The sequence below is a fragment of the Methylobacterium sp. NMS14P genome (assembly GCF_028583545.1).
Taxonomy (GTDB): Bacteria; Pseudomonadota; Alphaproteobacteria; order Rhizobiales; family Beijerinckiaceae; genus Methylobacterium.
In genome coordinates, this window is record NZ_CP087106.1 from 2,443,227 (window position 1) to 2,468,164 (window position 24,938).

Annotated in this window: 23 protein-coding genes; 6 read left to right on the forward strand and 17 right to left on the reverse strand. The window is 72.7% G+C overall.

What is annotated here, in order from left to right:
- Positions 1 to 71 precede the first annotated feature (71 nt).
- The 6 genes from LOK46_RS11570 to LOK46_RS11595 form a co-directional block, all read right to left on the reverse strand.
- Positions 72 to 1,199, reverse strand: a complete 1,128-nt coding sequence (locus LOK46_RS11570) for a hypothetical protein (RefSeq protein WP_273563906.1) — start codon at positions 1,197 to 1,199, stop codon at positions 72 to 74.
- Between the two features lie 58 nt (positions 1,200 to 1,257).
- Complete coding sequence (hisN, locus tag LOK46_RS11575) at positions 1,258 to 2,046, reverse strand: histidinol-phosphatase (RefSeq protein WP_273563907.1); 789 nt, start codon at positions 2,044 to 2,046, stop codon at positions 1,258 to 1,260.
- A gap of 108 nt (positions 2,047 to 2,154) precedes the next feature.
- The gene (locus LOK46_RS11580; RefSeq protein WP_273563908.1) at positions 2,155 to 4,230 is read right to left on the reverse strand and encodes an AI-2E family transporter; all 2,076 of its coding nucleotides are present in this window, start codon (positions 4,228 to 4,230) and stop codon (positions 2,155 to 2,157) included.
- Positions 4,231 to 4,344: 114 nt separating this feature from the next.
- Complete coding sequence (locus tag LOK46_RS11585; RefSeq protein ID WP_273563909.1) at positions 4,345 to 5,799, reverse strand: MmgE/PrpD family protein; 1,455 nt, start codon at positions 5,797 to 5,799, stop codon at positions 4,345 to 4,347.
- 265 nt (positions 5,800 to 6,064) lie between these two features.
- Positions 6,065 to 7,357 carry a nicotinate phosphoribosyltransferase gene (gene pncB, locus LOK46_RS11590; protein ID WP_273563910.1) on the reverse strand — a complete coding sequence of 431 codons (1,293 nt, stop codon included), beginning with the start codon at positions 7,355 to 7,357 and terminating at the stop codon, positions 6,065 to 6,067.
- A gap of 357 nt (positions 7,358 to 7,714) precedes the next feature.
- On the reverse strand, positions 7,715 to 8,218 hold the full coding sequence (locus LOK46_RS11595) for a pyridoxamine 5'-phosphate oxidase family protein (protein ID WP_024830124.1): 504 nt from the start codon (positions 8,216 to 8,218) through the stop codon (positions 7,715 to 7,717).
- Between the two features lie 127 nt (positions 8,219 to 8,345).
- Here LOK46_RS11595 and LOK46_RS11600 point away from each other — a divergent pair, with 127 nt between their 5' ends.
- From LOK46_RS11600 to mobA, 3 genes are all read left to right on the forward strand, one after another.
- Entirely contained in the window at positions 8,346 to 8,630 is a 285-nt protein-coding gene (locus tag LOK46_RS11600; protein ID WP_273563911.1) for a hypothetical protein, read from the forward strand.
- A gap of 136 nt (positions 8,631 to 8,766) precedes the next feature.
- Complete coding sequence (gene apbC, locus LOK46_RS11605; protein ID WP_273563912.1) at positions 8,767 to 9,915, forward strand: iron-sulfur cluster carrier protein ApbC; 1,149 nt, start codon at positions 8,767 to 8,769, stop codon at positions 9,913 to 9,915.
- 4 nt (positions 9,916 to 9,919) lie between these two features.
- The gene (gene mobA / locus LOK46_RS11610; RefSeq protein ID WP_273563913.1) at positions 9,920 to 10,534 is read left to right on the forward strand and encodes a molybdenum cofactor guanylyltransferase MobA; all 615 of its coding nucleotides are present in this window, start codon (positions 9,920 to 9,922) and stop codon (positions 10,532 to 10,534) included.
- Positions 10,535 to 10,693: 159 nt separating this feature from the next.
- Here mobA and LOK46_RS11615 read toward each other — a convergent pair whose 3' ends face one another.
- The 6 genes from LOK46_RS11615 to LOK46_RS11640 form a co-directional block, all read right to left on the reverse strand.
- Positions 10,694 to 11,152, reverse strand: coding sequence for a peptidylprolyl isomerase (locus tag LOK46_RS11615; protein ID WP_091715579.1), 459 nt, complete (start codon positions 11,150 to 11,152; stop codon positions 10,694 to 10,696).
- A gap of 77 nt (positions 11,153 to 11,229) precedes the next feature.
- A complete protein-coding gene (locus LOK46_RS11620) occupies positions 11,230 to 11,727 on the reverse strand; it encodes a hypothetical protein (protein WP_273563914.1) in 498 nt (165 codons plus the stop codon).
- Between the two features lie 7 nt (positions 11,728 to 11,734).
- Positions 11,735 to 12,283 carry a peptidylprolyl isomerase gene (locus LOK46_RS11625; protein WP_273563915.1) on the reverse strand — a complete coding sequence of 183 codons (549 nt, stop codon included), beginning with the start codon at positions 12,281 to 12,283 and terminating at the stop codon, positions 11,735 to 11,737.
- Between the two features lie 27 nt (positions 12,284 to 12,310).
- On the reverse strand, positions 12,311 to 12,814 hold the full coding sequence (gene coaD / locus LOK46_RS11630; protein WP_273563916.1) for a pantetheine-phosphate adenylyltransferase: 504 nt from the start codon (positions 12,812 to 12,814) through the stop codon (positions 12,311 to 12,313).
- A gap of 49 nt (positions 12,815 to 12,863) precedes the next feature.
- A complete protein-coding gene (gene gyrA, locus LOK46_RS11635; protein ID WP_273563917.1) occupies positions 12,864 to 15,617 on the reverse strand; it encodes a DNA gyrase subunit A in 2,754 nt (917 codons plus the stop codon).
- 214 nt (positions 15,618 to 15,831) lie between these two features.
- A complete protein-coding gene (locus tag LOK46_RS11640; RefSeq protein WP_273563918.1) occupies positions 15,832 to 16,137 on the reverse strand; it encodes a hypothetical protein in 306 nt (101 codons plus the stop codon).
- A gap of 233 nt (positions 16,138 to 16,370) precedes the next feature.
- Here LOK46_RS11640 and LOK46_RS11645 point away from each other — a divergent pair, with 233 nt between their 5' ends.
- Positions 16,371 to 17,228 (forward strand): S49 family peptidase, encoded by an 858-nt coding sequence (locus LOK46_RS11645; protein WP_273563919.1) that lies wholly within the window; start codon positions 16,371 to 16,373, stop codon positions 17,226 to 17,228.
- 13 nt (positions 17,229 to 17,241) lie between these two features.
- Here LOK46_RS11645 and LOK46_RS11650 read toward each other — a convergent pair whose 3' ends face one another.
- Together LOK46_RS11650 and LOK46_RS11655 are read right to left on the reverse strand one after the other, a co-directional pair.
- A complete protein-coding gene (locus LOK46_RS11650) occupies positions 17,242 to 18,900 on the reverse strand; it encodes a methyl-accepting chemotaxis protein (RefSeq protein WP_273564581.1) in 1,659 nt (552 codons plus the stop codon).
- A 161-nt stretch (positions 18,901 to 19,061) separates the two neighbouring features.
- Positions 19,062 to 19,931: an NAD(P)-dependent oxidoreductase gene (locus tag LOK46_RS11655; RefSeq protein ID WP_273563920.1), complete on the reverse strand. Its 870-nt coding sequence runs from the start codon at positions 19,929 to 19,931 to the stop codon at positions 19,062 to 19,064.
- Between the two features lie 109 nt (positions 19,932 to 20,040).
- On the opposite strand from LOK46_RS11655, the gene LOK46_RS11660 reads away from it, so the two are divergent.
- The gene (locus LOK46_RS11660) at positions 20,041 to 21,063 is read left to right on the forward strand and encodes a P1 family peptidase (protein WP_273563921.1); all 1,023 of its coding nucleotides are present in this window, start codon (positions 20,041 to 20,043) and stop codon (positions 21,061 to 21,063) included.
- A gap of 139 nt (positions 21,064 to 21,202) precedes the next feature.
- Entirely contained in the window at positions 21,203 to 21,469 is a 267-nt protein-coding gene (locus LOK46_RS11665) for a GCG_CRPN prefix-to-repeats domain-containing protein (RefSeq protein WP_273563922.1), read from the forward strand.
- A gap of 52 nt (positions 21,470 to 21,521) precedes the next feature.
- Here the strand turns inward: LOK46_RS11665 and LOK46_RS11670 are convergent, their stop codons facing one another.
- The 3 genes from LOK46_RS11670 to LOK46_RS11680 all read right to left on the reverse strand — a co-directional run bounded on the left by LOK46_RS11670 (position 21,522) and on the right by LOK46_RS11680 (position 24,912).
- Positions 21,522 to 22,136: an NIPSNAP family protein gene (locus tag LOK46_RS11670; protein WP_273563923.1), complete on the reverse strand. Its 615-nt coding sequence runs from the start codon at positions 22,134 to 22,136 to the stop codon at positions 21,522 to 21,524.
- Between the two features lie 107 nt (positions 22,137 to 22,243).
- Entirely contained in the window at positions 22,244 to 22,525 is a 282-nt protein-coding gene (locus tag LOK46_RS11675; RefSeq protein WP_273563924.1) for a hypothetical protein, read from the reverse strand.
- Positions 22,522 to 24,912, reverse strand: coding sequence for a hybrid sensor histidine kinase/response regulator (locus LOK46_RS11680; RefSeq protein WP_273563925.1), 2,391 nt, complete (start codon positions 24,910 to 24,912; stop codon positions 22,522 to 22,524). Before LOK46_RS11680 ends, LOK46_RS11675 begins: the two co-directional genes overlap by 4 nt.
- Between the last annotated feature and the right edge of the window lie 26 nt (positions 24,913 to 24,938).

The window sequence follows — 24,938 nt, forward strand, 5'->3', positions numbered from 1 at the left end:
AGGGGAACGGGCCGGGCAGAGGTGGCGCGGCCGGGGCCGAACCGCAAGGCTTGCCGCCCGGGAAGCCGCCCCTAGGGCGGCGCCGTGTTGGCGGCCGGCGTGAGCGGCCTCAGCCGGGCGATCGCCCCGGCGACGAGGTCGGGGCCGGCGCGCAGCGTGCCGAGCTCCACCGCCGACATCGCCAGCATGACGGGCGCCAGATTGGCGCGCGGCGCGCCGTCCGGCCCGAACAGGTCGAGGTCGTCGCCGGGCTTCAGGCCGACGCTGCCGCTGATCCGGTTGGCGTAGGCCTGGATCCGGACCTCGTCGCCGGTGCAGAGCGGGGCCGGCAGGCGCAGGTCGAGGACCGGCAGGCCGGCCGCGATCGCCGGCAGCAGCGCGGATTCGGCGACCATCCGGTCGGCGCTCGGGACGCGGCTTGGCTTCCGGTCGAGGAGCGCCGACGGGTCGGCGACGGTCCCGGCCGGGCGGCCGGTGGAGGCGGAGATGCCCGCGGCGATGTCGGGAACCGGCTGGAGCATCGCCACCCGCGGGATGGCGACGGGGCGCCGCGTCGGGCGGCCGGCCATCCGGGCGAGCGGCGACCAGGGCTGCACCCGCAGGCCCGCCCGGCCCCGCGGGGCGCCGCCGGGGCGGTGCGCGGCGAGGTAGCGGGCCCTCAGGGTCCGCCCGAGTCCCCGGGGCGCGAGGGCCGCCGAGACGGCCGGCGTCGCCACCGCCCGGCCCGGCCGCGCGGGCGCGGCACCGACGCGGCACTCGGCCGGCGCCCAGCGGCGCACGATGGCCAGCGCCGTGCGGCGGCCGTAGTCGCGGTAGTAGCGCCGCAGCAGGCTCGCGGCGGCGTCGGCGCCGTCGTCGAGGGTGGCGAAGGCGGTGTGGCCCTCCCCGTCGGCGCCGATCTCGCCGGGCCAGCGGGCGGACTTGATGCACCAGCCGTTGTTGAGCCGCACGCAGCGGGCGACGTAGGGCGGGTCGTCGGCCAGCGAGGCCGTGACCGCCAGCGCCCGCGGCGTCAGCTGCGCGCCGGTCTGAGCGTGCCAGTTGGACACGGAGCGGGTCGCGGGATCGAAGCGCGGGGGCTGGCTGTCCGCCGGCGCGGCGGCCGCCGCGCGGGGCGGCAGCGCCCGCGCGAGGGCGTCCGCGCCGGCCTCGGCGTGCGGCACCAGGGTCGTGACCAGGATCAGCGCGTTCAGCAGCACGCGGGCGGGCCTTCGCGGCGGCGGGCGAGCCGGCGGACGGCCCTGGCTCGGCCGCGCGTCACGGGTTCAGAACCTTGAGCGCGGCCTCGTGCAGCCGCGGGTCGCCGGCCGCGATCACGCGGCCGCCACCGGCGGCGGGGCCGCCGTCCCAGGCCGTGACCCGCCCCCCAGCGCCCTCGACGATCGGGATCAGCGCGACGATGTCGTAGGGCTTCAGCCCGGCCTCGACCACGAGGTCGATCTGGCCGGCCGCCAGCATGCAGTAGGCGTAGCAATCCGCGCCGTAGCGGGACATCCGCACCTGGCCTTCCAGCGCGCGGAAGCGCGCGGCCTCGTCTCCGGCCGCGAACAGCCGGGGGTCCGTGGTGGCCAGGATCGCCTGGGCGAGGTCGCCGCAGCGGCGGGTGCGCAGGGTCCGCTCGCCCGCCGGCGCGCGGAGCTTGGCGCTGCGCCCGTCCCCGGTGAACCGCTCCGCGAGGTAGGGCTGATGCATCATCCCCCGCACCGGCACGCCGTTGCGGGTCAGCCCGATCAGGGTGCCCCAGGTCGGCAGGCCGCCGATGAAGGCGCGGGTGCCGTCGATCGGATCGAGGACCCAGACGCACTCGGCGTCGGTGCGCTCCGCGCCGAACTCCTCGCCGAGGATGCCGTGACCCGGGAAGGTCTGGCCGATCATCGCCCGGAGGACGACCTCGGCGGCCCGGTCGGCCTCGGTGACCGGATCGAAGGGCGCCCCGCCGCGTGCCTTGTCGTCCAGGCCGAACTGGGCGCGGAAGAACGGCAGGATCGCCTTCCCGGACGCGTCCGCGAGGTCGTCCATGAACCGGCCGAGTTCGACGACGCTCATCCGTTCCGTCCCCTGTTTCGCCCGAAGGCCGCCCGGCCAACCGGCCCGTCCCGACGAAACCGGGGCGCGCCCCTGCCCGTCAAGCCCCCGCCCCCGCGCATCCTCGGCTCACGCCCCGGCCGGCGCGGGCAGACGCTCCGCCTCGCCGCGGGCGTCCGGGGCGCTCTCCGCCGCGCCGTCCGATCCGCCGTCCGCCGCCGCGCCGGTCGCGTCCTCCTGCGCGGCCGCCAGGATAGCCTCGACGGCCTCGCGCAGCGATCCCACCTGCGCGTCGGCCTCGGCGGCGCCCCCCGGCCCGCCGGCGAGACGGTTCGCCCCGTCATCCTGGGCGAGCCACAGGCCGAGCAGGACCGGCACGCCGGGGACCCGGTCCCGCAGCCGGCGGATCAGGCGGCGCAGGTGCGTCGGCTCGCCGTCGAGCGCCAGGGAGACCACGCAGGCGATGCGCGCCGGCCCGGCCGCGAACCGGCCGATCCGCACGGAGGCCGTCTCGGCGAAGGGGACCGTGCGGACGCCGAGGCCGCGTTTCTCCAGGATCTGCGCGAGGATCGCGGCCGCGGCCTCGTCCAGGAAGCCGCGCCCGGCCACGCACAGCACCGCGCCCTCGCGCGTCCAGGCAGCGGGCAGCGCCTCCGGGGCCGGACCCATCGGGAGCGGGCTGCAGGCGCTCTCCTCGCCGTCGCCCGTCGCCCCCGTGACGGCGTCGCTCCGGTCGGAGAGGTCGGCGATCAGCTCGGTGAGCGCGGACCGCATCGCGCCCTTCTGCTGCGCGGTCAGCACCCCGCGGGCCGCGTCGCGGGCAGCGAGTTCCAGCGCCTTGAGCACGACGTCGTCGTAGTAGGACGAGAGCGAGCATTGCTGCAGGATCAGCTCGGCATGGCCCAGCACCTCTTCGGAATCGCCCGCCAGGATGCGCTGGTAGAAATTCTGGACCGGCGTCAGCGCCGGCCGGTCGCCGAACAGCACGTCCAGGAACTCCAGGTGCTCGACGTAGCGGCCGAGCACCACGAGGCAGACGGTCAGCGGCGTCGAGAGCAGCAGGCCGACCGGCCCCCACAGCCACGTCCAGAACAGGGCGGAGACCAGGACCGCGAAGGGTGAGAGCCCGGTGGACTGCCCGTAGAAGATCGGTTCGAAGACCTGACCGGTCAGCGGCTCCAGGACGACGAACAGGATCGCCACGGCGATCATCATGTTCCAGCTGGGATCGACCGCGGCGGCGAGCGCCATCGGCAGGATCGCCGACAGGACCGCCCCGAGATACGGCACGAAGCGCATCAGGGCCGCGAAGATCGCCCAGAGCACCGGGTTCGGCACGCCGATGACGTAGAGGCCGATGCCGATGACCACGCCGAAGGCGGCGTTGAGGGCCAGCTGCACCACGAAGTAGCGGCTCAGGCGCTTGGCCGCGTCGTCGATGGCCACGGTGGTCCGGTGCAGGTCGCTCGATCCGGCCAGCCGGATCATGCGGTCGCGCAGGTCCTCGCGCTGCATCAGCACGAACAGCAGCACCACGAAGACGATGCCGACCGTGGCCAGGGGATGCATCACCGGCGTGAGCACGGTCGAGAGCATCTCCAGGGAGCCCGGCGGGCTCGTGGCGACCTCGACCAGGACGGGCTTAGGCGCGGCCGGGGCCTGCTCGGCACTTGGCGACGGCGACGGCGACGGCGACGGGGACGGCGCGGCCGGCTGCGCCTCCGGGCTTCCGGCCTCCTTGGCGCCGCCGTGGAGCGCCCGCCCGATATTGGCGACGTACTCCGTGACGTGGCCCACGGGCGAGTCGCGCAGGCCGTTGATCTTGCGCTCGATGGTCGCCCGGTACCGCGGGACGTCCCCCGCGAGATCGGCCGCCTGGATGCCGATCAGAGTCGCCAGCGCGGCCACGATGCCCAGGGTCAGGAGCACGCTGACGCCCACCGCCACGAGCCGCGGCAGCCGCAGCCGCCGCAAGCGGTTCACCAGCGGCGTCAGCACGAACGACAGCAGCAGCGCGATCGCGATCGGGATGAAGATCTCGCGGCCGAAATACAGCGCCGCGATGATGGTGGCGCCGACCACGACCGGCGACGCCATGGCGGCCCGCGGCGTCTCGGCCGCGGCGACGCGGGTCGGTCGCGGCGGGATCAGGGGCGTCCCGGGCCGCGCTGCCGGTTCGACCCCGACCGGGGTTCTCGTGCCCATACCGTGATCCACGTCCCGAACGCCACGCGCGGGCGGCCGCCGGGAGCCGCGGAAGCCTCGCGGACGGGGAACGGCACAGGACGCGAAAACGATCCCGCGGGTTTCGCGTCTAGGTTAGGCCCCCGCGACGCCGGCCCGCGCCACGTCGCCCGCATCCTTCAGCTCGGGCAGCGACCAGCACAGCTTCATCACCTTCCTGGCCTGCGCGTCCGGCAGGATCCCGGCGGCGAGGTCGGTGAACTTCGCCTCCAGCTGCGCGTCCGACATCGGCTTCTCGACGCTGCCGATGGCGTGCTCGATATGCCGGTGGAAGGTCCGCCCGTCGTTCAGCGTCACGGTCATGTCGACCTGCGCGGGGTCGACGCCGGGAGTGATCACCGGGACCACCTTCTGGCGCAGAGCCACCACCCGCGGATCGTTCACCGCCCGGTCGCTGAACTGCTTCTCGCCGCCCGCGCCCTCCACGAAGGCGACCGCGGCCGCGTGGTAGATGCTGAACTTGCCCTCCAGGCCGGTCTTCGGCGCGGTCTTGCCGGTCAGCTCCAGGACCAGCGGGTGGACCTTCAGGTCGACGCGCTGGATGTCCTCCGGCTTGACGTGGTCCGCGTCGCGGATCTGGACCGCCGCGTCGATCGTCGGGTGCATGACGATGCCGCAGGCGAAGGGCTTGTAGGTGTTGAGCTGCGCCTCGTAGCGGGTGCCGAGGCCGTCGGTGATCTCGGACCAGTCCTGCTTGGTGGAGATCGTGTTGGCCCAGCCGCGCTTGGCCTCGATCATCCCGTCCGACGAGGTGAAGCCCTTCGCCGCCAGGATCGCCGCGAACAGGCCGTTGGACGCGGCCCGGCCCGGGTTGAAGCTCTTGTTCATCGAGCCGAACGACTCGCGCAGGCCCACCGGCTGCGAGGCGGCGAGGCCGAGGGCGTAGACCATCTGCTGCTCGGTGAGCCCCATCAGCTTGCCGGCCGCCGCGGCGGCGCCGAACGGCCCGCAGGTGCCGGTGATGTGCCAGCCGGCGTCGTAGTGGTTCGGGTAGACCGCGTTGCCGATCCGGCACTCGGCCTCGATCCCGACCACCAGCGCGTCGAGGAAGTCCTTGCCGGAGACCGGCTTCATCGCCGCGTAGGCCAGGATCGCCGAGGCGACCGGGCCGGCCGGGTGGATGATCGTCTTCAGGTGGGTGTCGTCGAAGTCGAAGATGTGGCTCGACACGCCGTTGAGGAAGGCGGCGTTCATGATGTCGAACCGCTCGGTCCGGCCGAACAGCCCGGCCTGCGGCGGCCCGGAGAAGGGCTGCAGCGCCGAGACCGCCACGTCCACGGTCTCGTGGTGCGAGCCGCCGATCGCCACCCCGACCCAGTTGAGGAAGCTGCGCACGCCCTCGCGGCGGACGGCCTCCGGCAGAGTGTCGTAGGACGATCCCAGGATCCACTGCGCGAGGATCTTCGTCACGTGAGGCGGCGGTGCCTTCGCGGCCGGCTTCGCGGCCTCGGCCGCCTGCGCCCCCTGAAGGGCGGGCGCCGTCAGGGCGAGGCCCGCGGCCCCGATGAGCGAGCGGCGATTCATCGACATGGCGTTCTCCCGGACAGGGCCGCCCGGGGCGGCTCCGATTGCCGGACATGATAATGAATTCATCCCTGGGTCGGCGGCATCCGTGTTTCACACGGCCGGGTCTGACACCCTTTCCGCGCGAGAGCTTCGGTGGACGCGGCATCGCTGTCATCACGAGCGGAGCGAAGTGACCCAGGGCGGCGCGAACTCGATGAAGCTGGCGCCGACTGGGTTGCTTCGCTCCGCTCGCAAAGACGGCGCTGCCGGTAATGGCGAGACCCCTCCGTCACACCACCACCGGCAGCGCCTCCTGCTCGCCCACACCGAACACCCGCCGGTAGCGGGCGACCTCGTCGGCCGGCCCCTGTGCCTTGGTGGGATTGTCGGAGAGCTTCACGGTCGGCCGGCCGTCGGCCTCGGTGACCTTGCAGACGATCGAGACCGGGTCGAGCTTGCCCTCCGGCAGGAGCCCGCGGAAATCGTTGGTGAGCAGCGTGCCCCAGCCGTAGCCGATGCGCATGCGGCCGTGGAACCGGGCGTGGATGCGCTCGATCTCGTCGATGTCGAGCCCGTCGGAGAAGATCGCGAGCTTGTCCCTCGGGTCGTGCCCGCGATCCTGCCAGAAGCGGATCGTCTCCTCGCCGCCCTCGATCGGGTCCTTCGAGTCGATGCGGATGCCGGTCCAGTCGCTGACCCAGTCCGGGGCGTTCGCCAGGAACCCGGTGGTCCCGTAGGTGTCAGGCAGGATCACCAGCAGGTTGCCGCCGTAATCCTCCTGCCAGTCGGCCAGCACCGCGTAGGGCGCGGCGGCGAGCGCCGCGTCGTCCTCGGCGAGCGCCGCGTAGACCATCGGCAGCTCGTGGGCGTTGGTGCCGACCGGCTCGACCTCCTGCCGGGCCGCGATCAGGCAGTTGGAGGTGCCGAGGAACGCGCCGCCGAGGCCCTCCGCCATCGCCTGCACGCACCAGTCCTGCCACAGGAAGCCGTGGCGCCGGCGCGTGCCGAAATCCGCCACCGACAGGTCCGGCAGCCTCTGCAGCCGCTCGATCTTCTCCCAGACCCGGGTCATGGCGCGGGCGTAGAGCACCTGCAGGTCGAGCTTGCCGAGGCCCCGCAGCACGGCCCGCGCCCGCAGCTCGTTGAGGATCGCGAGCGCCGGGACCTCCCACATCGTGGTCTCGACCCAGGGGCCGTGGAAGGTCAGCTCGTACTGGCCGTCATGGACGGCGAGCTCGTATTCGGGGAGCTGGAAGCCCTCGAACCAGCTCACGAATTCCGGGCCGAGGATGCGCCCCTGGCCGCGGAAGACGTTGCCGCGCAGCCAAGTGATCTCGCCTTTGCTGAGGCGCAGGGTCCGGGCGTGGTCGAGCTGCTCCCGCAGCAGCCCGGCATCGACCTCGTCGGCGATGCGGATGCGCCGCGTGCGGTTGGTGATGCCGAAGGTGGTCCGGATGTCGGGATGCCGGCGCAGGATCGTCTGCGCCATCAGGAGCTTGTAGAAATCAGTGTCGAGCAGCGACCGCACGATCGGGTCGATGCGGAAGCTGTGGTCGTAGACTCGCTTCGCTAGATCCAGCATGCTCTCGGGACTCGACCGTGCGCTTCTCCCGCGCAGAGCGCATGCCGAGCGCGGCCCCGTCAAGGAGACGGGCGGCGCTGCCCGGACCTGGAAAACGGTTTACGGGGCTAAGCTATTACGGCCCTGGTTGCACCGCGTCTCGGCCGTTATTCCGGGGCGCCGGAGGCGGGCAATCCAGAGCCGCCGACAGCGCCCAGCCGACCACGCCGCGCGGTTACTGGCTTCCGGGCCCTGCTCCGCAGTCCCCGAATGGCGGGAATGACATCGAAGGGCGTCGGGTCAGGAGCATGCACTCCGTGACCCGGCACCATGCACCGGATGAGGCATCCGGCATGTCTGTGCGTCAGCCTCGGACGCTCAGGCGAGATCGACCTTCTTGGTCTCGGTCTTCGGGCTCTCGCCGGTGAGCGAGGCCTTCACGTAGCCGTAGAGGTGCAGCATCGTGCTGTTGGGGCTGTCCCAGTACTCGCCCTTCTCCGGGTGGACGCGGATCAGCGCGACCTCCGGATCGTCCTTGCCGTTGGGGAACCAGGTCTTCAAGCTCTCATTCCACTTCGCGTCGATGATCGACTGGTCGCGGACGATCTCGGCCTTGCCGGCCACCGAGACGTAGTTCTGGCTCGACGGGTCGGAATAGGCCAGGTTGATCTGGTTGTCCTTGCTGATCTCGGCCGTCTTCGGCGAGTGCAGCTTGGTGAAGAACCACAGGTCGCCGTTCTCGTCGGCGTCGTTGTTCCACATCGGGCGGCTGTTGAGCGTGCCGTCGGAATCGACGGTGGTCATCATGGCGATCTTCACGTCCTTGATGAGCTCGAACAGCTTCTTCGCGCCCTCGTGGTCGCGGTGGTTGCCCTGATGCATGAAAATGGTCTCCTACACGTCGTTTCGGTCCCGGCGGGGTCCCCGGAGGGGGCCCCGGCCGAAGGCTGCCCCGACAACGGATCAATCTCCCGTTGGTTCAGCTTGCCCGTGCGGCGAGGAGGTTCGGATGCGACGTGTTCGGGGGATCGGCCGCGCGGCGGCGCTGGCGCTCTGCGGGCTCGGCCTCTGCGCGCTGCCGGCCGCCGCCGAGGTGCGCTTCGGCCCGGGCGTGCGCATCGGCGGCCACGACTTCTCGAACCGGCGCTACGGCAGCGTCCATATCGAGCGCGTGAAGCGCCTGCGCGGCCCGCTCGGCTGCCGCCGCCTGCGCCACGGGGTCTACCGGCGCGGCGACGGGACCGTGGTGCGCGGACCCATGGAGGCATGCAACCTCGTCGCCCGCCCGCACTGAGGCGAACCGCCCGGCCGGGACGGCCACGGGGACGCAGGCCGCCGGCGCCGAAGCCGATTGCGGGCCCGGGGTCTGGTGTTCTCGGCCCGCTCGGTTACATGCACTGGCATACCTGCTTGCCCCGCTGGAGGACATCTTGGCGATCACCCGCGACGACGTGCTGAAGGCGCTCGCCGGCATCACGGTCGATGCCGCCGGCACCACCCTGCCCGGCTCGGGACGGCTCTCCCAGGTCGTGGTCGATCCGAACAACCGGGTGATGTTCTCGATCCTGGTCGATGCCAGCGAGGCCGAGCGGTTCGAGCCGGTGCGGCGCCAGGCCGAGGGGCGCGTCCTGCAGATGCCGGGCGTCTCGGGCGTGTTCGCGAGCCTTACCTCCGAGCGGAACCAGAGCCACCCGGCCCAGAGCGGCGCCGCCCCCCGCCCCGTGACGCCGCCGCCGGTGGCGCCGCCGCGGCCCGGCGCGCCGCCGAACCAGGGGCCGCAGATCGCGGGCGTGCGCCACATCGTGGCCGTCGCCTCCGGCAAGGGCGGCGTCGGCAAGTCGACCACCGCCTGCAACCTCGCCCTGGCGCTCCAGGCGCAGGGGCTGAAGGTCGGCCTCCTCGACGCCGACATCTACGGTCCGTCCGTGCCGAAGCTGTTCGGGCTCTCGGGCAAGCCGACCGTGGTCGACAACAAGGCCATGGAGCCGATGGTCGGCTACGGGCTCAAGGTCATGTCGATCGGCTTCCTGATCGAGCCCGAGACGGCGATGATCTGGCGCGGCCCGATGGTCCAGTCGGCGATCACCCAGATGCTGCGCGACGTGCTCTGGGGCGAACTCGACGTGCTGCTCGTCGACATGCCGCCCGGCACCGGCGACGCGCAGCTCACCATGGCGCAGGCGACGCCGCTCTCCGGCGCCGTGATCGTCTCGACCCCGCAGGACCTCGCGCTGATCGACGCGCGACGCGGCGTGACCATGTTCAAGAAGGTCGCGGTGCCGATCCTCGGCGTGATCGAGAACATGGCGACCTTCGTCTGCCCGAATTGCGGCCACGCCTCGCACATCTTCGGGCATGGCGGCGCGCGGAACGAGGCGCAGCGCCTCGGCGTGCCGTTCCTCGGCGAGGTGCCGCTGAACATGACCATCCGCGAGACCTCGGATTCCGGTCGGCCGGTGGTGGCGACCGACCCGGAGGGGCCGCACGCCAAGGTCTACCGCGACATCGCCGCTCAGCTCTGGGCGAACCTGTCCGGCGCGCCGGCCGGTCGGACGGCGCCGAAGATCGTCTTCGAGTGAGGCCGTGGCGCCGCCGGCTGTCTCTCTGCCGGTCCTGGGCCTGATCCTGGCCGGCGGGCAGGCGCGGCGGATGGGCGGCGGCGACAAGCCGCTGCTGCGCCTCGGCGGGCGGACCCTGCTGGAGCGGGTGGTCGAGCGGCTGGGGCCGCAATGCGGGGCCGGTCTGGCGCTCAGCGCCAACGGCGACCCGGCGCGGTTCTCCGGGTTTCCCGGTCCGGTCCTGCCGGACCCCCTGCCGGAACAGCCGGGCCCGCTCGCCGGCATCCTCGCCGGGCTGGAGCACGCCGACGCGCGGGGTGTCCCGCGGATCGTCAGCGTCTCGGGCGACGCGCCGTTTCTGCCGGGGGATCTGGTGGCGCGGCTCTACGCTGTCGCGTCGGAAACCGGCATCGCGCTCGCGGCCTCAGGGGAGCGGCAGCACTACACGATCGCGCTCTGGCCGACGGCTCTGAGCGATGCACTTCGGGACTGTCTCGAACGCGGCGAGCGGCGCGTCGGCGCCTTCATCGCGCGCCACGGGGCCGCGGTCGCGACCTGGCCGGTCGAGCCGGTAGACCCGTTCCTCAACATCAATTCGCCGGAGGATCTGGTGGCGGCTCAAGCCCTATTCCGCGGGTAACGCGGGGCCGCCGTCATCACGAGCGAAGCGAAGTGACCCAGGGCAGCGCGACGCCTGAAGACGCGGCGCTACTCGATTGCTTCGCTTCACTCGCAAAGACGGGGGTGCCGAGACCATCACACGTGGACGGTCTCGGACCTGCGAGATAACGCTTCGGTCTCAGGCTTCCGCGACGGTCGCCTTCACGATCTTGTCCGGCGAGCGCGGCGGCTCGCCCTTGTTGATCGTGTCGACCACGTCCATGCCTTCCACGACCTTGCCCCACACCGTGTACTGCTTGTCGAGGAAGCGGGCGTCGTCGAAGCAGATGAAGAACTGCGAGTTCGCCGAGTGCGGGAAGTTCGTCCGCGCCATGGAGCAGGTGCCGCGCACGTGCGGCTCGGCGTTGAACTCGGCCTTCAGATCCGGCAGGTCGGAGCCGCCCGAACCGGTGCCGGTCGGGTCGCCGGTCTGGGCCATGAACCCGTCGATCACCCGGTGGAACGGCACGCCGTCGTAGAAGCCCTGGGCGGCGAGCGTCTTGATCCGCTCGACGTGGCCCGGGGCGAGGTCGGGGCGCAGCGCGATCACGACGCGGCCCTTGGTGGTCTCCAGCACGATGGTCTCGTTGTCGGCCATAGTCTTTCCTTCCGGTTGGGGGAACTGTATCGGCGCGCGCCGGATCCGGCCAGCGCCCGTGACGGCTTCGCCGGCGCTCAGGCCGGCGGGCGGTAGACGAAGCGGAGCGCTACCGGCCGGCCCGCGATCGCCCGGCCCAGGCCCGGCGTGATGTGGGCCGGCGTGCAGCGCGCGAGGGCGTCGAGTGTCCCGCGCACCAGGGCGGTCCGCTGATCGCCCGCGACCCCCGCCGCGTAGGTGACGCGGGGCGGCCCGATCAGGCTGCCGTCGCGCCGCAGCGCGAGCCGCAGGGTGATCTCGATGTCGTCGGCGCCGCCGCTCGGGCGGCCGAGGCCGCCCGGCGCCTGCCAGCAGGCGGCGAGCGCCGGGTAGAGCTCCGCCAGGGTGTCGGCGGGCCTGGTCGCCATCCGGGCGACCGGCACCGGGACCGTGGCGCGCAGGGTCTGGGGCAGGCTCAGCGGATAGCCGCCCCCCGGCCCGTCGGCGTACCCGTAGAAGGGCACGCCGTCATAGGCCGCGGCGGCCGCCGGGATCAGGCTCAGCAGGAGGATCGAGGCGGCGCGCCGGCCCGGCATGCGGCCGCTACTTGGCCTTCTCGGCGAGCGTCATGCTGACGATCTTGTCGGGATCCTGCACGGCCCCGCCCGGGGCGCCGGGGGCCGCCTTCTTGATCTTGTCGAGGACGTCGAGCCCGTCCGTGACGTTGCCGACGATCGTGTACTGGCCGTTCAGGAACGGCGCGTCGCCGAGGCAGATGAAGAACTGCGAGTTCGCCGAGTTCGGATCCTGCGAGCGGGCCATGCCCACGGTGCCGCGGCGGAACTGGGCCGACTGCGTGAACTCGGCCGGGATGTTCGGCAGGCTGGAGCCGCCGGTGCCGTTGCCCTTCGGGTCGCCGGTCTGGGCCATGAAGCCGTCGATGACGCGGTGGAACTTGAGGCCGTTGTAGAAGCCCTGCGAGACCAGCGTCTTGATCTGCTTGACGTGCTTGGGCGCGATCTCGGGCCGCAGCTCGATGGTGATCCGCCCGTCCTTGGTCTGGAGGTAGACCGTGTTGGCGTCGGCGGCCCGGGCGGCCTGGGCGGTGCCGAGCGTGAGGGCGAGCGCGAGGAGGGCGTGGCGTCGGTTCATCGAAGTCCTTCCAGGGTCGGGCCGGTCTCAGGAATGGGCGGCGAAGCGCTGCCGGAGGCGCGCGGCGACGGGAGCGGGCACGAAGGGCGAGACGTCACCCCCCATGCCGGCGATCTGGCGCACCAGCGTCGCGGTGATCGGGCGGGCCTGCGTCGAGGCGGGCAGGAACACCGTCTGCACCTCGGGCGCCATCGCGCCGTTCATGCCGGCGAGCTGCATCTCGTAGTCGAGATCCGTGCCGTCGCGCAGGCCGCGGATGAAGATCGCGGCGCCGCAGCGCCGGGCGGCCGAGACGGCGAGATCGTTGAAGGTGACGATCTCCAGCGCCGCGCCCTCGGCCTGGGCCACCGGCCCGCAGGTCTCGGTCAGGAGCGCCGCCCGCTCCTCGGCGGAGAACAGCGGCGCCTTGCCGGGATGGACGCCGATGGCGATCACGAGGCGGTCCACCAGCCGGCAGGCTTGGCGGACCACGTCGAGATGGCCGTTCGTGACCGGATCGAACGAGCCGGCGTAGAGGGCGGTGCGGGTCATCGCGACCCGACCTAGAGCATTTTCGCGCCGGACGGAACCGGGCGGCGCCTCACACCTCTTCGCCGCCCTCCGGGCCAGGCTCGCCGCCCTCCGGGCCGGCCTCGGCGCCCTCGTCCTCGCCCTCGATGTGCTCCACCGAGACGACCTTCTCGTCCTTGGCGGTGTTGAACACCGTCACGCCCTGCGAGGCGCGGCCGACGATGCGGATGTCGTCCACCGGCACGCGGATCAGCTGGCCGCCGTCGGTGACCAGCATGATCTGGTCCGAGGCCTCCACCGGGAAGGACGCCACGAGGCTGCCGTTGCGGGGATTGACCCGCATCGCCGTGATGCCCTTTCCGCCGCGTCCCGAGGTCCGGTACTCGAACGACGAGGAGCGCTTGCCGAAGCCCCGCTCCGACAGGGTCAGCACGTACTGCTCGGCCGCGCCCATCTCGTGGTAGCGCTCGAGCGAGATCGCCGCCGCCTCGGCGCCGTCCTCGGCCTCGGCCTCGCCGTTCTCCTCGGACTCGCCGGTCACGGCGCGGCGCATCTTCAGGTAGCCGGCGCGCTCCTCGGCACTGGCGTCGAAGGCGTTCAGGATCGTCATCGAGATGACCCGGTCGTCCTTGGCCAGCAGGATGCCGCGCACGCCGGTCGAGTCGCGGCCCTTGAAGACGCGCACGTCCTCGACGGGGAAGCGGATGCACTGGCCGAGCGCCGTGGTCAGCAGCACGTTCTGGTCCGGACGGCAGATCTCGACGTGGACGATGTGGTCGCCCGGATCGAGCTTCATGGCGATCTTGCCGTTGCGGTTCACCGTGGTGAAGTCCGACAGCTTGTTGCGCCGGACGTTGCCGCGCGCGGTCGCGAACATCACGTCGAGCGTCTCCCAGGACGCCTCGTCCTCGGGCAGCGGCATGATCGTGGTGATGCGCTCGGAGGTGTCCTGCAATTGCAGGATGTTGACCAGCGCCTTGCCGCGGGCGTTCGGGGCGGCCATCGGCAGGCGCCAGACCTTCTCCTTGTAGGCCTGGCCCTGGCTGGAGAAGAACAGCACCGGCGTGTGAGTGTTGGCCACGAACAGGCGGGTGACGAAATCCTCGTCGCGGGTCGCCATGCCGGAGCGGCCCTTGCCGCCGCGGCGCTGGGCCCGGTAGGTCGAGAGCGGCACGCGCTTGACGTAGCCGGCGTGCGACACGGTCACCACCATGTCCTCGCGGGCGATCAGGTCCTCGTCCTCGACGCTGCCGTCGAAGTCGACGATCTCGGTCCGGCGCGGGGTGGCGAACTGCTCGCGCACCTCGGCGAGCTCGCCCTTCACGATCCCCTGGATGCGGGCGCGCGACCGCAGGATGTCGAGGTAATCGGCGATCTCGTCGGCGAGCGTCTTCAGCTCGTCGCCGACCTCGTCGCGGCCGAGGGCCGTGAGGCGCTGCAGGCGCAGGTCGAGGATGGCGCGGGCCTGGGTCTCGGACAGGCGGTAGGTCCCGTCCTCGGCGACCCGGTGGCGCGGGTCGTCCACGAGCGCGATCAGCGGCGCGATGTCGTGGGCCGGCCAGTCGCGGGCCATCAGGGCCTCGCGGGCCGTGTTCGGGTCCGGCGACGTCCGGATCAGGCGGATCACCTCGTCGATGTTGGCGACCGCGATGGCGAGGCCGCACAAGACGTGGGCCCGCTCGCGGGCCTTGCCGAGGAGGAACTTGGTCCGGCGGGAGACGACCTCCTCGCGGAAATCCACGAAGGCCTGGAGCAGGTCCTTCAGGTTCATCAGCTCGGGGCGGCCGCCGTTCAGCGCCACCATGTTGCAGCCGAAGGAGGATTGCAGGGGCGTGAACCGGTAGAGCTGGTTCAGCACCACGTCGGCCATGGCGTCGCGCTTGATCTCGACGACGATGCGCATGCCCGTCCGGTCGGACTCGTCGCGCAGGTCGGAGATGCCCTCGACGCGCTTCTCCTTCACCAGCTCGGCGATCTTCTCGACGAGCGTCGCCTTGTTCACCTGATAGGGGATCTCGGTGAAGATCAGCGCCTCGCGCTCCTTGCGCAACTCCTCGACGTGCGACTTGGCGCGCATGATCACCGAGCCGCGGCCGGTGGCGTAGGCCTGCCGGGTGCCGGCCCGGCCGAGGATCATCCCGCCGGTCGGGAAGTCCGGACCGGGGACGATCTCGGTGAGCTGCTCGATCGTCAGGCCCGGCTCGTCGATCAGCGCCACGCAGGCGTCGATCAGCTCGCCGAGATTGTGCGGCGGGATGTTGGTCGCCATGCCGACCGCGATGCCGCCGGCGCCGTTGACCAGAAGGTTCGGGAAGCGGGCCGGGAGGACGCTCGGCTCCTCGCGCGACTCGTCGTAGTTCGGCCCGAAATCGACGGTGTTCTTGTCGATGTCGGTGAGCAGCGCCGTGGCGGGCTTGGCCAGCCGCGATTCGGTGTAGCGCATCGCGGCCGGCGGATCGCCATCCACCGAGCCGAAATTGCCCTGCCCGTCGATGAGCATCAGGCGCATCGAGAAGTCCTGCGCCATCCGCACGAGGGCGTCGTAGATCGATTGGTCGCCGTGCGGGTGGTAGAGACCGATCACGTCGCCGACGATGCGCGCCGACTTGACGTATTTCCGCTCGGGCAGGTGCCCGGATTCGAAGGCGGAGTACAGGATGCGCCGGTGCACCGGCTTGAGACCGTCGCGGGCGTCGGGAAGCGCCCGGCTCACGATCACGCTCATCGCGTAATCGAGGTAGGAGCGGCGCATCTCGTCGGTGATGGAGACGGGGCGGATGTCGCTGGCGGGCGGGGCGGCGCCAGTCGGATCGTTCTCGGCCAAGTCGGTATCCGTTCTGAAGCCCGGACGGGCGGTGCTCACGGCCGTTCCCAGGTGGCGCGCGATGCGCCGGAACGGCCTCTCGGAAGAGCAGTGATATCAGACGGTTAAATAAGGTTTTCCGAGGCCGGCCGCAAGGTCGCCGCGCGGCTGCCGGCCTGGTTCCCGGCAGGGGCGCGTCCCGGCCGGATCGGGCCGGGACGCTGGGGGCCTGCGCTCAGTAGAACGTGACGTGGCGGTGGCCGTACCGGCGGCCGTGCCAGACGTGGTGGCGGTGCCAGTGGCGGCGGAAATGGTGGTGCCGGTGCCAGTGATGGCGGCGGTGCCAGTAGTGGCGGCGATGGTGCCAGTGGTGACGCCGGTGCCAGTGGCGACGGTAGCGCCAGTGGGCCTGCTGCACCGCGGGAGCGGGCGCCGCGGCCTCGGCGCTCGCGGGGACCGGCAGGGGTGCCGCGCGCGCGGGCGCAGCCGCCAGCCCGCCGAGCAGCGCGGCGAGGAGGACCAGGATCGGCCAGGGTCGCATCGTTTCTCTCCCGTGTGAGCGCCCGTCCGAGTCCAGCGGATCCGGGCCGGCACGAGGCTCGCGCCGTCGCCTGAAACGGCGAAGGTCGGCAAACGGTTCGATCCGTTCTGACTGCGCAGATGCGCCGCCGTCGCGCCCCGCCCTTGCGCGGGGCCGGATAGCGCCCAGTTTCCGCAACAGGCGCTTCCGGGCCGTCCCCCGCCCGGCTTCCCGATGAGCCGCGTAAGACTCCCATGGCGTTCGCGATCCCCGACACATTCCGCGCCCTCCTCCCGCGCCGCTTCCGGGACCGCCGCCCGCGGGTCGCGGTGGTCCGGCTGTCGGGCACGATCGGGGCGGTCTCGCCGCTCCGGCCGGGCCTCTCGATCGGGGGCGTGGCGGGCAGCCTGGAACGCGCCTTCGGGATGCCGGGGGTGAAGGCGGTGGCGCTGGTGATCAACTCGCCCGGCGGCTCGCCGGCGCAGTCACACCTGATCCACCGCCGCATCCGGGCGCTGGCCGAGGAGAAGGGCGTGCCGGTGATCGCCTTCGTGGAGGATGTCGCGGCCTCCGGCGGCTACATGATCGCCTGCGCGGCCGACGAGATCGTCGCCGACCCGACCTCGATCGTCGGCTCCATCGGCGTGGTCTCGGCCGGGTTCGGCTTCCATGGCCTCCTTGAGAAGCTCGGCGTCGAGCGCCGGGTCCACACGCAGGGCGAGGCGAAGTCGATGCTCGACCCGTTCCGCCCGGAGGATCCCGCCGACGTGGAGCGCCTGAAGCGCATCCAGGCCGACGTGCAGGACCTGTTCACCGGCCTCGTCACGGCCCGCCGCCCGACCCTGTCGCGGGCCGAGAACCTGTTCACCGGCGCGGTCTGGACCGGGCGGCAGGCGCTGCCCCTCGGCCTCGTCGACGCCCTCGGCGACGTGCGCACCGCGATGCGCGCGCGCTTCGGCGAGAAGGTCGACCTGCGCCTCGTCGCCGAGGCCCGGGGCGGGTTCCTGTCCCGCCTGCTGCGCCGTGGCGGCGCGCCGGGCGGGATCGACCTGGCCGAGGGGGCGATGGCCGCGTTCGCGGAGCGCGCGGCCTTCGCCCGCTACGGGCTCTGAGGGCTCTGAGGACTCAAGCCGCCGCGACCTGCCCGAGGAAGCGCTCGATCTCGCCCTCGAGGTCGGCCGCGACCGTGTCGACGGTCTGAGCCGCCTCGGTGACAGTGGCGGCCATCCGGGCCGAGCGCCGGGCGGCGCCGGCGACCGTGGTCAGGCCGCCCGCGATCGCCTCGGTGGCGCCGGCCGTGTCGGCGACGTTGCGGGAGATCTCGGCGGTGGCCGCGCCCTGGGCCGAGACCGCCGACGCGATCCCGCCCGTGGTGGCGCTGACCGCCCGCATCCGCTCGCCCATCCGGCCGATGGCCGCCACGGCCGCCGTCGTCGAGGCCTGCACGCCGGCGATCTGGCTGCCGATCTCCTCGGTGGCCCTGGCGGTCTGCGACGCCAGCGCCTTCACCTCGGCGGCCACCACGGCGAAGCCCTTGCCGGCCGCGCCGGCCCGGGCGGACTCGATCGTGGCGTTGAGCGCCAGCAGGTTGGTCTGCTCGGCGATCTGGCGGATCAGCCCGACCACGGCGCCGATGCGCCCCGCGGCCTCGGCGAGCTCGCCGATCTCGGCGTTCATGGCGTCCGACTCCGCGGCGGCCGTGGCCACGAGGGCCTCGGCCTGGTCGAGCTGGCTCCCGATCTCGGCGATCGAGGCGGAGAGCTCCTCGGCCGCGCTCGCCACGGTCTGGACGCTGGCCGAGGTCTCGTGCGAGCCGCGCTCGGTCTCGGCGACGGCGACCTCCGCCTCGGCGGAGCTGGCCGCCATCTCGCCGGCCCGGGCGCGCATGGCGCCGGTGCTGGCGGTCAGCGCGTCCTTCAGGCGGACGACCTGGCCCCGGAACGCCTCGATGGCCCGGTCGAGCGCGGCCCGCCGCCGCGTCTCGTCGGCCGCGCCCGCGCTCTGCAGGCTCTCGAGCTCCCGGGTGCGCAGCCCGGAGACGCGCAGCACCTCGACGGCGCGCGCCACCGTGCCGATCTCGTCGCCGCGCGCCGCGTGGGGGATCGCCGTATCCAGGTCGCCGGTCGCGAGGGCCTCGATCCGCGCCGCGATCGTCGTGAAGGGCCGGAACAGCCGCGCCGCCGCCAGCCCGACGAGGGCGCAGGCCAGCACCGCGATGGCCAGGGCGGCGACGCTGAGGCTCGTCATCGTCCGGGCATGGGCGTCGAAGTACATCTCGATCGGCAGCCCGACGAACAGGAGGCCGTTCACCTTGCCGGCGGCGTCGACCGTCGGGTGGTACACCGTGTGGTAGCGCCGCCCGAACAGGGCGGCCGGCCCCTCGTAGGTCCGCCCGGCGCGGATCGCGGCCTGGGCCGGGCTGTCGGCGGCGAGCGCCGTGCCGACCGCGCGGGTCCCGTCCTCCCGGCGCACCGTGGTCTGGCGCCGCACGAAGCTGTCGGAGGCGGGCTCGTAGCTGAACACCGTCGCCAGGCCGCCCGAATAGGCGACGGCGTCGTCCACGACGCGGGTATCGGCGAAGCCCGACAGGCTCGGCGTCGACACCCTGGCGACGCGCGCCCCGTCGAGGTCCGCCGCCGCGCCCTCGACCCGCGCCGCCAGGACGAGCGCCAGAGTTCTCAGGTTGCGCTCGCCGTCGGTGCGCTGACCCGCCTCCATCTGCGACCAGGTCTGCCGCGAGACCGTAATCCAGATGGCGCCGGCGGTGAGTGTCACGGCGAGCATCGCCAGCAGGATGACTTTCGTAGACAGAGTCAGCCTGCGCGGCGAATAGGAATGTGTGCGCATCTATTGGTATCCGTGTCTATTGCTGGCGCGGACACTCTTTCGCAAGGTCGAAATGGCGGGTTAAGGCTCGCCAAAATGGCGAGCCACTGCCGCCGATTTCAACCCTGCCCTGCGCGCCGGGCGGAGACGCGGGCGAGCGCCGCGAGGTCCTTCTCGCCGTCGCCGTGGCTGATCGCCTCGATGAGACCGTCCCGCAGCACGCTCGCGAAGGGCATCGGCACCCCGGCGCCCTCGGCCGCCTGGAGGGCGAGCCGCACGTCCTTGGCCCCGAGCTTGAGGATGAAGCCCGGCGGCTCGTAGCGGTTCTGCGCGATCGAGGCGCCGTAGCCCTTGTAGACCGGCGAGGCGAACAGCGTGTTGGTCATCAGGTCGAGGAAGTCGGCGCCCGGGACCCCGTGGCCCTCGGTGAGGGCGCAGGCCTCGGCCATGGCCTCGATGGCCGAGATCAGCATGAAGTTGCCGGCGAGCTTGACGGCGTTCGCCCGCGTCGGGTCGTCGCCGAAGCGCCAGGTCCTGGCGCCCATGGCGTCGAGGAGCGGGGCCGCGCGGTCGATCTGGGCCGCCTCCCCCGCCGCCACGATGTTGAGCTTGCCGGCCTCCGCCACGTCCGGCCGCCCGAAGACCGGCGCCGAGATGTAGGGGACGCCCGCCCGCGCGTGCACGGCGGCGAGCTGCCTCGCCAGGGCCACCGAGACCGTGCTCATCCCGATATGCAGGCCGGGCCGCTCCGGCTGGTCGAGGAGGCCGCCGGCCACGATCACGGCCTCGAGGGCCGCGTCGTCGGCCAGCATGGTGACGACGGCGTCCCCGGCGAAGGCCTCGGCGGCGCTCGCCACCGGGGTGACGCCGTCGAGGCCGCGCGCGGCCTCCGGCGAGCGGTTCCAGGCGCGGACCGTGTGGCCGGCCCGCGCGAGATTGGCCGCCATGGCGCGACCCATCCGCCCCATTCCGATGAATCCGACGTCCATGCCGTGCTCCTCGACGCGCTCTGCCGTCTGCCAACCTGGGTAACCCCGGACGACGGTCAACGGCCCCGGCCGGATTTGCGCCGATGGCCCGCCGTGGCAAGCTCGCTCCATGCCGCAGAATCGCATCACCGACATTCCCGGCCTGCGGGTCGGCCACGCCACCGACCTGCGGCTCGCCAGCGGCGTCACCGCGATCGTGTTCGATGAGCCGGCCATCGCCGCGGTCGACGTGCGCGGCGGCGGGCCGGGCACCCGCGAGACCGACCTGCTCGATCCCGAGCGCACCGTGGAGCGGGTCGACGCCTTCGTCCTCTCCGGGGGCTCGGCCTTCGGCCTCGATGCGGGGGCCGGCGTGGCGGCGTGGCTCGCCGAGGCCGGGCGCGGCTTCCCGGTCGGCATCATGCGGGTGCCGATCGTCCCGGGTGCGGTCCTGTTCGATCTCCCCAACGGCGGCGACAAGGCGTGGGGCCGCTATCCGCCCTATCGCGAGCTGGGCTTCCAGGCCGCCGCCGCCGCGGCCGAGGCGTTCGACCTGGGCTCCGTGGGCGCCGGGACCGGCGCGCGCACCGGCCGGCTCAAGGGCGGGATCGGATCCGCCTCGGCGGCCGTGCCGGGCACGGGCTTCCGGGTCGGGGCCCTCGCGGCCGTGAACGCCTTCGGCAACGCGACGATCGGCGGCGGGCCGCATTTCTGGGCCGCGCCCTTCGAGGTGGACGACGAGTTCGGCGGCCTGGGCGTGCCGGTCCGGGTGCCGCCGGAGGCCCTCGCCTTCCCGGCCCGGGCGCTGCCGGGCGCCGCCACGACGCTGGCCGTGGTGGCGACCGACGCGGCGCTGACCAAGGCGCAGTGCCGGCGCCTCGCCGTGGCGGCGCAGGACGGCCTCGCCCGCGCCCTCGTGCCGGCGCACACGCCCCTCGACGGCGATCTGGTCTTCGCCGCGGCGACCGGCGCCGTGCCCCTCGCCGATCCGGTGGTGGACCTCGCCCGCCTCGGCGACGTCGCCGCGCGGGTCCTGGCCCGCGCGGTCGCGCGCGGCGTGTTCTCCGCGACGAGCCTGCCCGGCCACGCGCCGTCGCCGCCCCTGGCCGGCACGGGGCTTCCGCCGGCCTGGCGCGACGTGTTCGGCGGCTGATCGGCGGCTGATCGGCGGTTCCGGCTCCGCCCGCGCGCGGAACGATGCCGTGGGACCGGGGTTAGCGGCCGCGGCCGGAGGCCGTGGCGCGTCCCGGATCTCCCCGGGCCGCGCCCTGTGCCCAGTGGGAGAAAACCTCATGAGAATGACCGGCCTGATCGTCGCCGCGTCCGTCGCGCTGTTCGCCGGCGGAGCCCAGGCGATGCCCGTGGCACCGCTGACCGGCGGCGACGCCGCGATCACCCTCGTCCGCGGCGGCTGCGGGTTCGGCGCCCATCGCGGGGCCTACGGCGGCTGCCGCCTGAATCGTGGGCCGCGCGGTGCGATCCGCCGCGCCATCACCGGCGCCCCGGGCGGCTGCCCGCCCGGCCTCTATCGCGGCCCGCGGGGCGGCTGCCGCCGCTGAGTGACCGCGCTGGCGCCGCCCGCACGGGCGGCGCCTCTCGTCGGACCGGCGTTCAGCAGAGGGGAGAGCGCCCCTGGGGCAGCGCGATCGTCGAGGTCGCCTCGGCGATCTGGTCCGGGCCCCCCTTCGGCGGCCAGATCCCCGCATCGTAGGCGCGGGACCGCAGCGCGGCCCGCTCCTCCAGGCTGCGGAAACCCCAGACGTGCGTGATGCGCGGCGCTCCGTCGAGGGCGTACATGTTCACGACGAGGTGCTGCGTGTAGGCGCGTGCCGGCTCGATCGCGGCCTCCCAGGCCGCGAGGGTCGGTGGCAGGCCCCCCGGCTTCAGGCGATAGGTCCGGACCTCGTACACCCCGCCCCGGTCGCCCGTCCGGATCGGCGGCAGGAAGGGGAACGGGGCGTAGCTGTCCATCTCCAGCCCTGTGATCACGTTCCCGGCGTTGAACGGGTTGGCGCTGAGGAGGGCGCGCCGGCGCTCGGCGGTCATGTCCTCGGGTGCCGCGAACCCGCGCAGCACGATCAGGCGCCCCAGTGCGCCGATCTCGGTGCGCCAGCAGCCGACCAGCTCACCCTTGGCGTCGGCGTCGTCCAGCCAGGCCCGGACGCCCTCCGAGACTTGGCCCACCGCGAGCAGTGGGCACGAGAGGGTCGCGAGTTCGTACAGCATGGGCGCCTCGGCGACGTCGTCCCGTCGACGTCATGCCGTCAAAGCGGGAGAACGCCGTTCGTTGCCGTCGGGTCGCGCGGCCAAGTCGCCGCGCGGACGGGCAGGTCTCACAGCTCGGCGCGGGCGTCCTCCAGCAGCTGCGCCAGCCCGCTGTCGACCTCGTCGGCGAGCATCGACCGCTCGGCGTCGGTGAGGTCCTTGGCCCAGGCGCCGCTGCCGAACCCGTCCGTGCAGCGCGCCCGCTCCGCGGCGATGTAGGCCTCGGTCTCGACCGGGCGGGTCTTCATCGCGTGGACGAAGCCGAACCACGCCGCGCGCTCCACCACCGCGAGCCGCGCCCGCAGCCGGATGGCCACCGCCTTCTCCGGATCGATCCCGTCCGCACTCATCGTGGTTCTCCCGCGTCCTTCTCGGCGAGCCGATCGAGCAACCCCTGGAGCTGCCCCGGCACCGGCTCGGTCGCCGAACGCGCGTAGAGGACGCGCAGTTGCCGGCCGATCTCCGCGAGGCTCATGGAGCCCTTGGCGATCACCCGTTCGGCCTGCCGGTTCAGGCTCTCCTTCTCGGCCGCCGTGACCTCCTTGGCGGTGAGCACCACCACGGGCACGTCGCCGTCGGGCCGCGCCCGGAGGGCCCGCAGGAAGCCGAACCCGTCCATCTCGGGCATCATCAGGTCGAGCAGGATCAGGCTCGGCCGCGCCTGGCTGACCCGCTCCAGGGCGATCCGGCCGTTCTCCGCCTCGTCGACGGTCCAGCCCTCGCGGCCGAGCGACCGGCGCAGGCGCTCCCGGGCGTCCGCGTCGTCGTCGACCACGAGGACCCGCGCCTCGTTCGGCGCCGCGGGCCGGTAGCGCTCCATCAGGCCCTTGAGCCGGTCCCAGTCGATCGGCTTGACGAAGTAGTCGGTGGCGCCGAGCGCCTGGCCGAGCCCCTGCTCGGCCACCACCGAGGTCATGATCACCGGCGTCCCGGCGAGGTCGGGGTCGTTGCGGACCGCGTGCAGGACCGCCCAGCCGTCCATGCGCGGCATCTCGACGTCGAGCAGGATCGCCCGCGGCTTCAGGGCCCGGGCGAGGGTCAGGCCGGCGCGGCCGTCGTTGGCGCTGCGGACGTGGAAGCCCTCGCGCTCCAGGAAGCGCTGGAGCAACTCCCGGGCAGCCGGGTCGTCGTCGACCAGCAGCACGGTCTCGTGCTCCTCGTGCGGCTCCACCGGCGTGTGCGCCTCGGCCTCCGCGGGCGGCGCGTCCTCGGGCCTCAGGGTCGCGGGCAGGCGGATCGTGAAGGTCGCACCGGCGCCCGGCGTGCTGGCGACGCCGATATCGCCGCCCATCGTCCGGCAGAACGCGCGGGTGATGGCGAGCCCGAGGCCCGTGCCGCCGAACTGCCGGGTGGTCGAATCGTCGGCCTGGACGAAGCGCTCGAACAGGCGGCCGATCTGAGCCTCGGTCAGGCCGATGCCGGTGTCGGCGACCGCGAAGGACAGCCAGTCGGCCGCCTCCTCCCGGTGCCGCCGCACCGTCAGGGTGATCGTCCCCCGCTCGGTGAACTTCGCGGCGTTGCCGATCAGGTTCAGCAGGCACTGGCGGATCTTGGTCTGGTCCTGGTGCATGGACCCGAGGCCGGCCTCGCCCGCCGCGCCGGCGTCGAGGACGAAGCGGTTGCCCTTCTTCTCGACCAGCGATCCGGTGGAATCGGAGACGTCCCGGAGCAGGTCGGCCACCGTGAAGGTCTCGGCCGAGGCGGTCATGCGGCCGGCCTCGATCTTCGAGATGTCGAGGACGTCGTTGATCAGCGACAGCAGGTGGCGGGCGGCCGCCTCGATCTTGCGCAGGTCGGGCAGGAGGGCGGCCTGGCCGATATCCTCCAGCTCCTCCCCGAGCATCTCGGAATAGCCGATCACCGCCGAGAGCGGCGTGCGCAGCTCGTGGCTCATGTTGGCGATGAACTGGCTCTTGGCCCGGTTCGCCGCCTCGGCGGCCTGCCGGGCGCGCTCCACCGCCTCCTCGGCCTCCTTGCGCTCGGTGACGTCGACGCAGGTGCCGACCCATTCCCGCAGGGAGCCGTCCTCGGCGAGAACCGGTACGCCGCGCACCTCCATGGCGCGCCAGACCCCGTCGTGCCGGCGCAGCCTGTACTCGACCTCGTAGGTCGCGCGCGCCTCCACGCAGGCCGCCCAGGCATCGGCCGCGTGGCCCCGGTCGTCGGGATGGACGGCGTCCAGCCATCCCCAGCCCTGATAGGCCTCCTCGGTCTGGCCGGTATAGATGCTCCACCGGACCTGCGGCGGCATCAGCTCGCCCGCCGCGTCGGTGTTCCAGATCACCGCCGCCGAGGCGTCCACCAGCGCCCGGAAGCGCTGCTCGGAATGGCGCAGGCGCTCCTCGACCGCGCGGCGGCCGGTGATGTCGGTGTTGGTCCCGTACCAGCGCAGGATCCGCCCGGCTTGGCCCCGGTGGGGCAGCGCCTTCGACAGGAACCAGCGGTAGCTCCCGTCGCGGCCGCGCAGCGGGAACGTGTCCTCCCAGGACCGGCCCAGCGTGATCGCGGCGCGGTAGCGCTCGGTCACCGCCGCGACGTGGTCCGGGTGATGGACCGTACGCCAGCCCCAGCCCCGCATCTCGTCGAGGGAGGTGCCCGTGTAGTCGTACCAGCGCTGATTGTACCAGACGATGGTGCCGTCGGCCTCGGCGATCCAGGCGAGCTGCGGCAGCGTCTCGGCGAGGTTGCGGTAATCGGCATCCGTGACGGACCCTGGGCCGCTCTCAGTCTCGCTCATCGAACCGACGCTGTCCCGTCACCCGC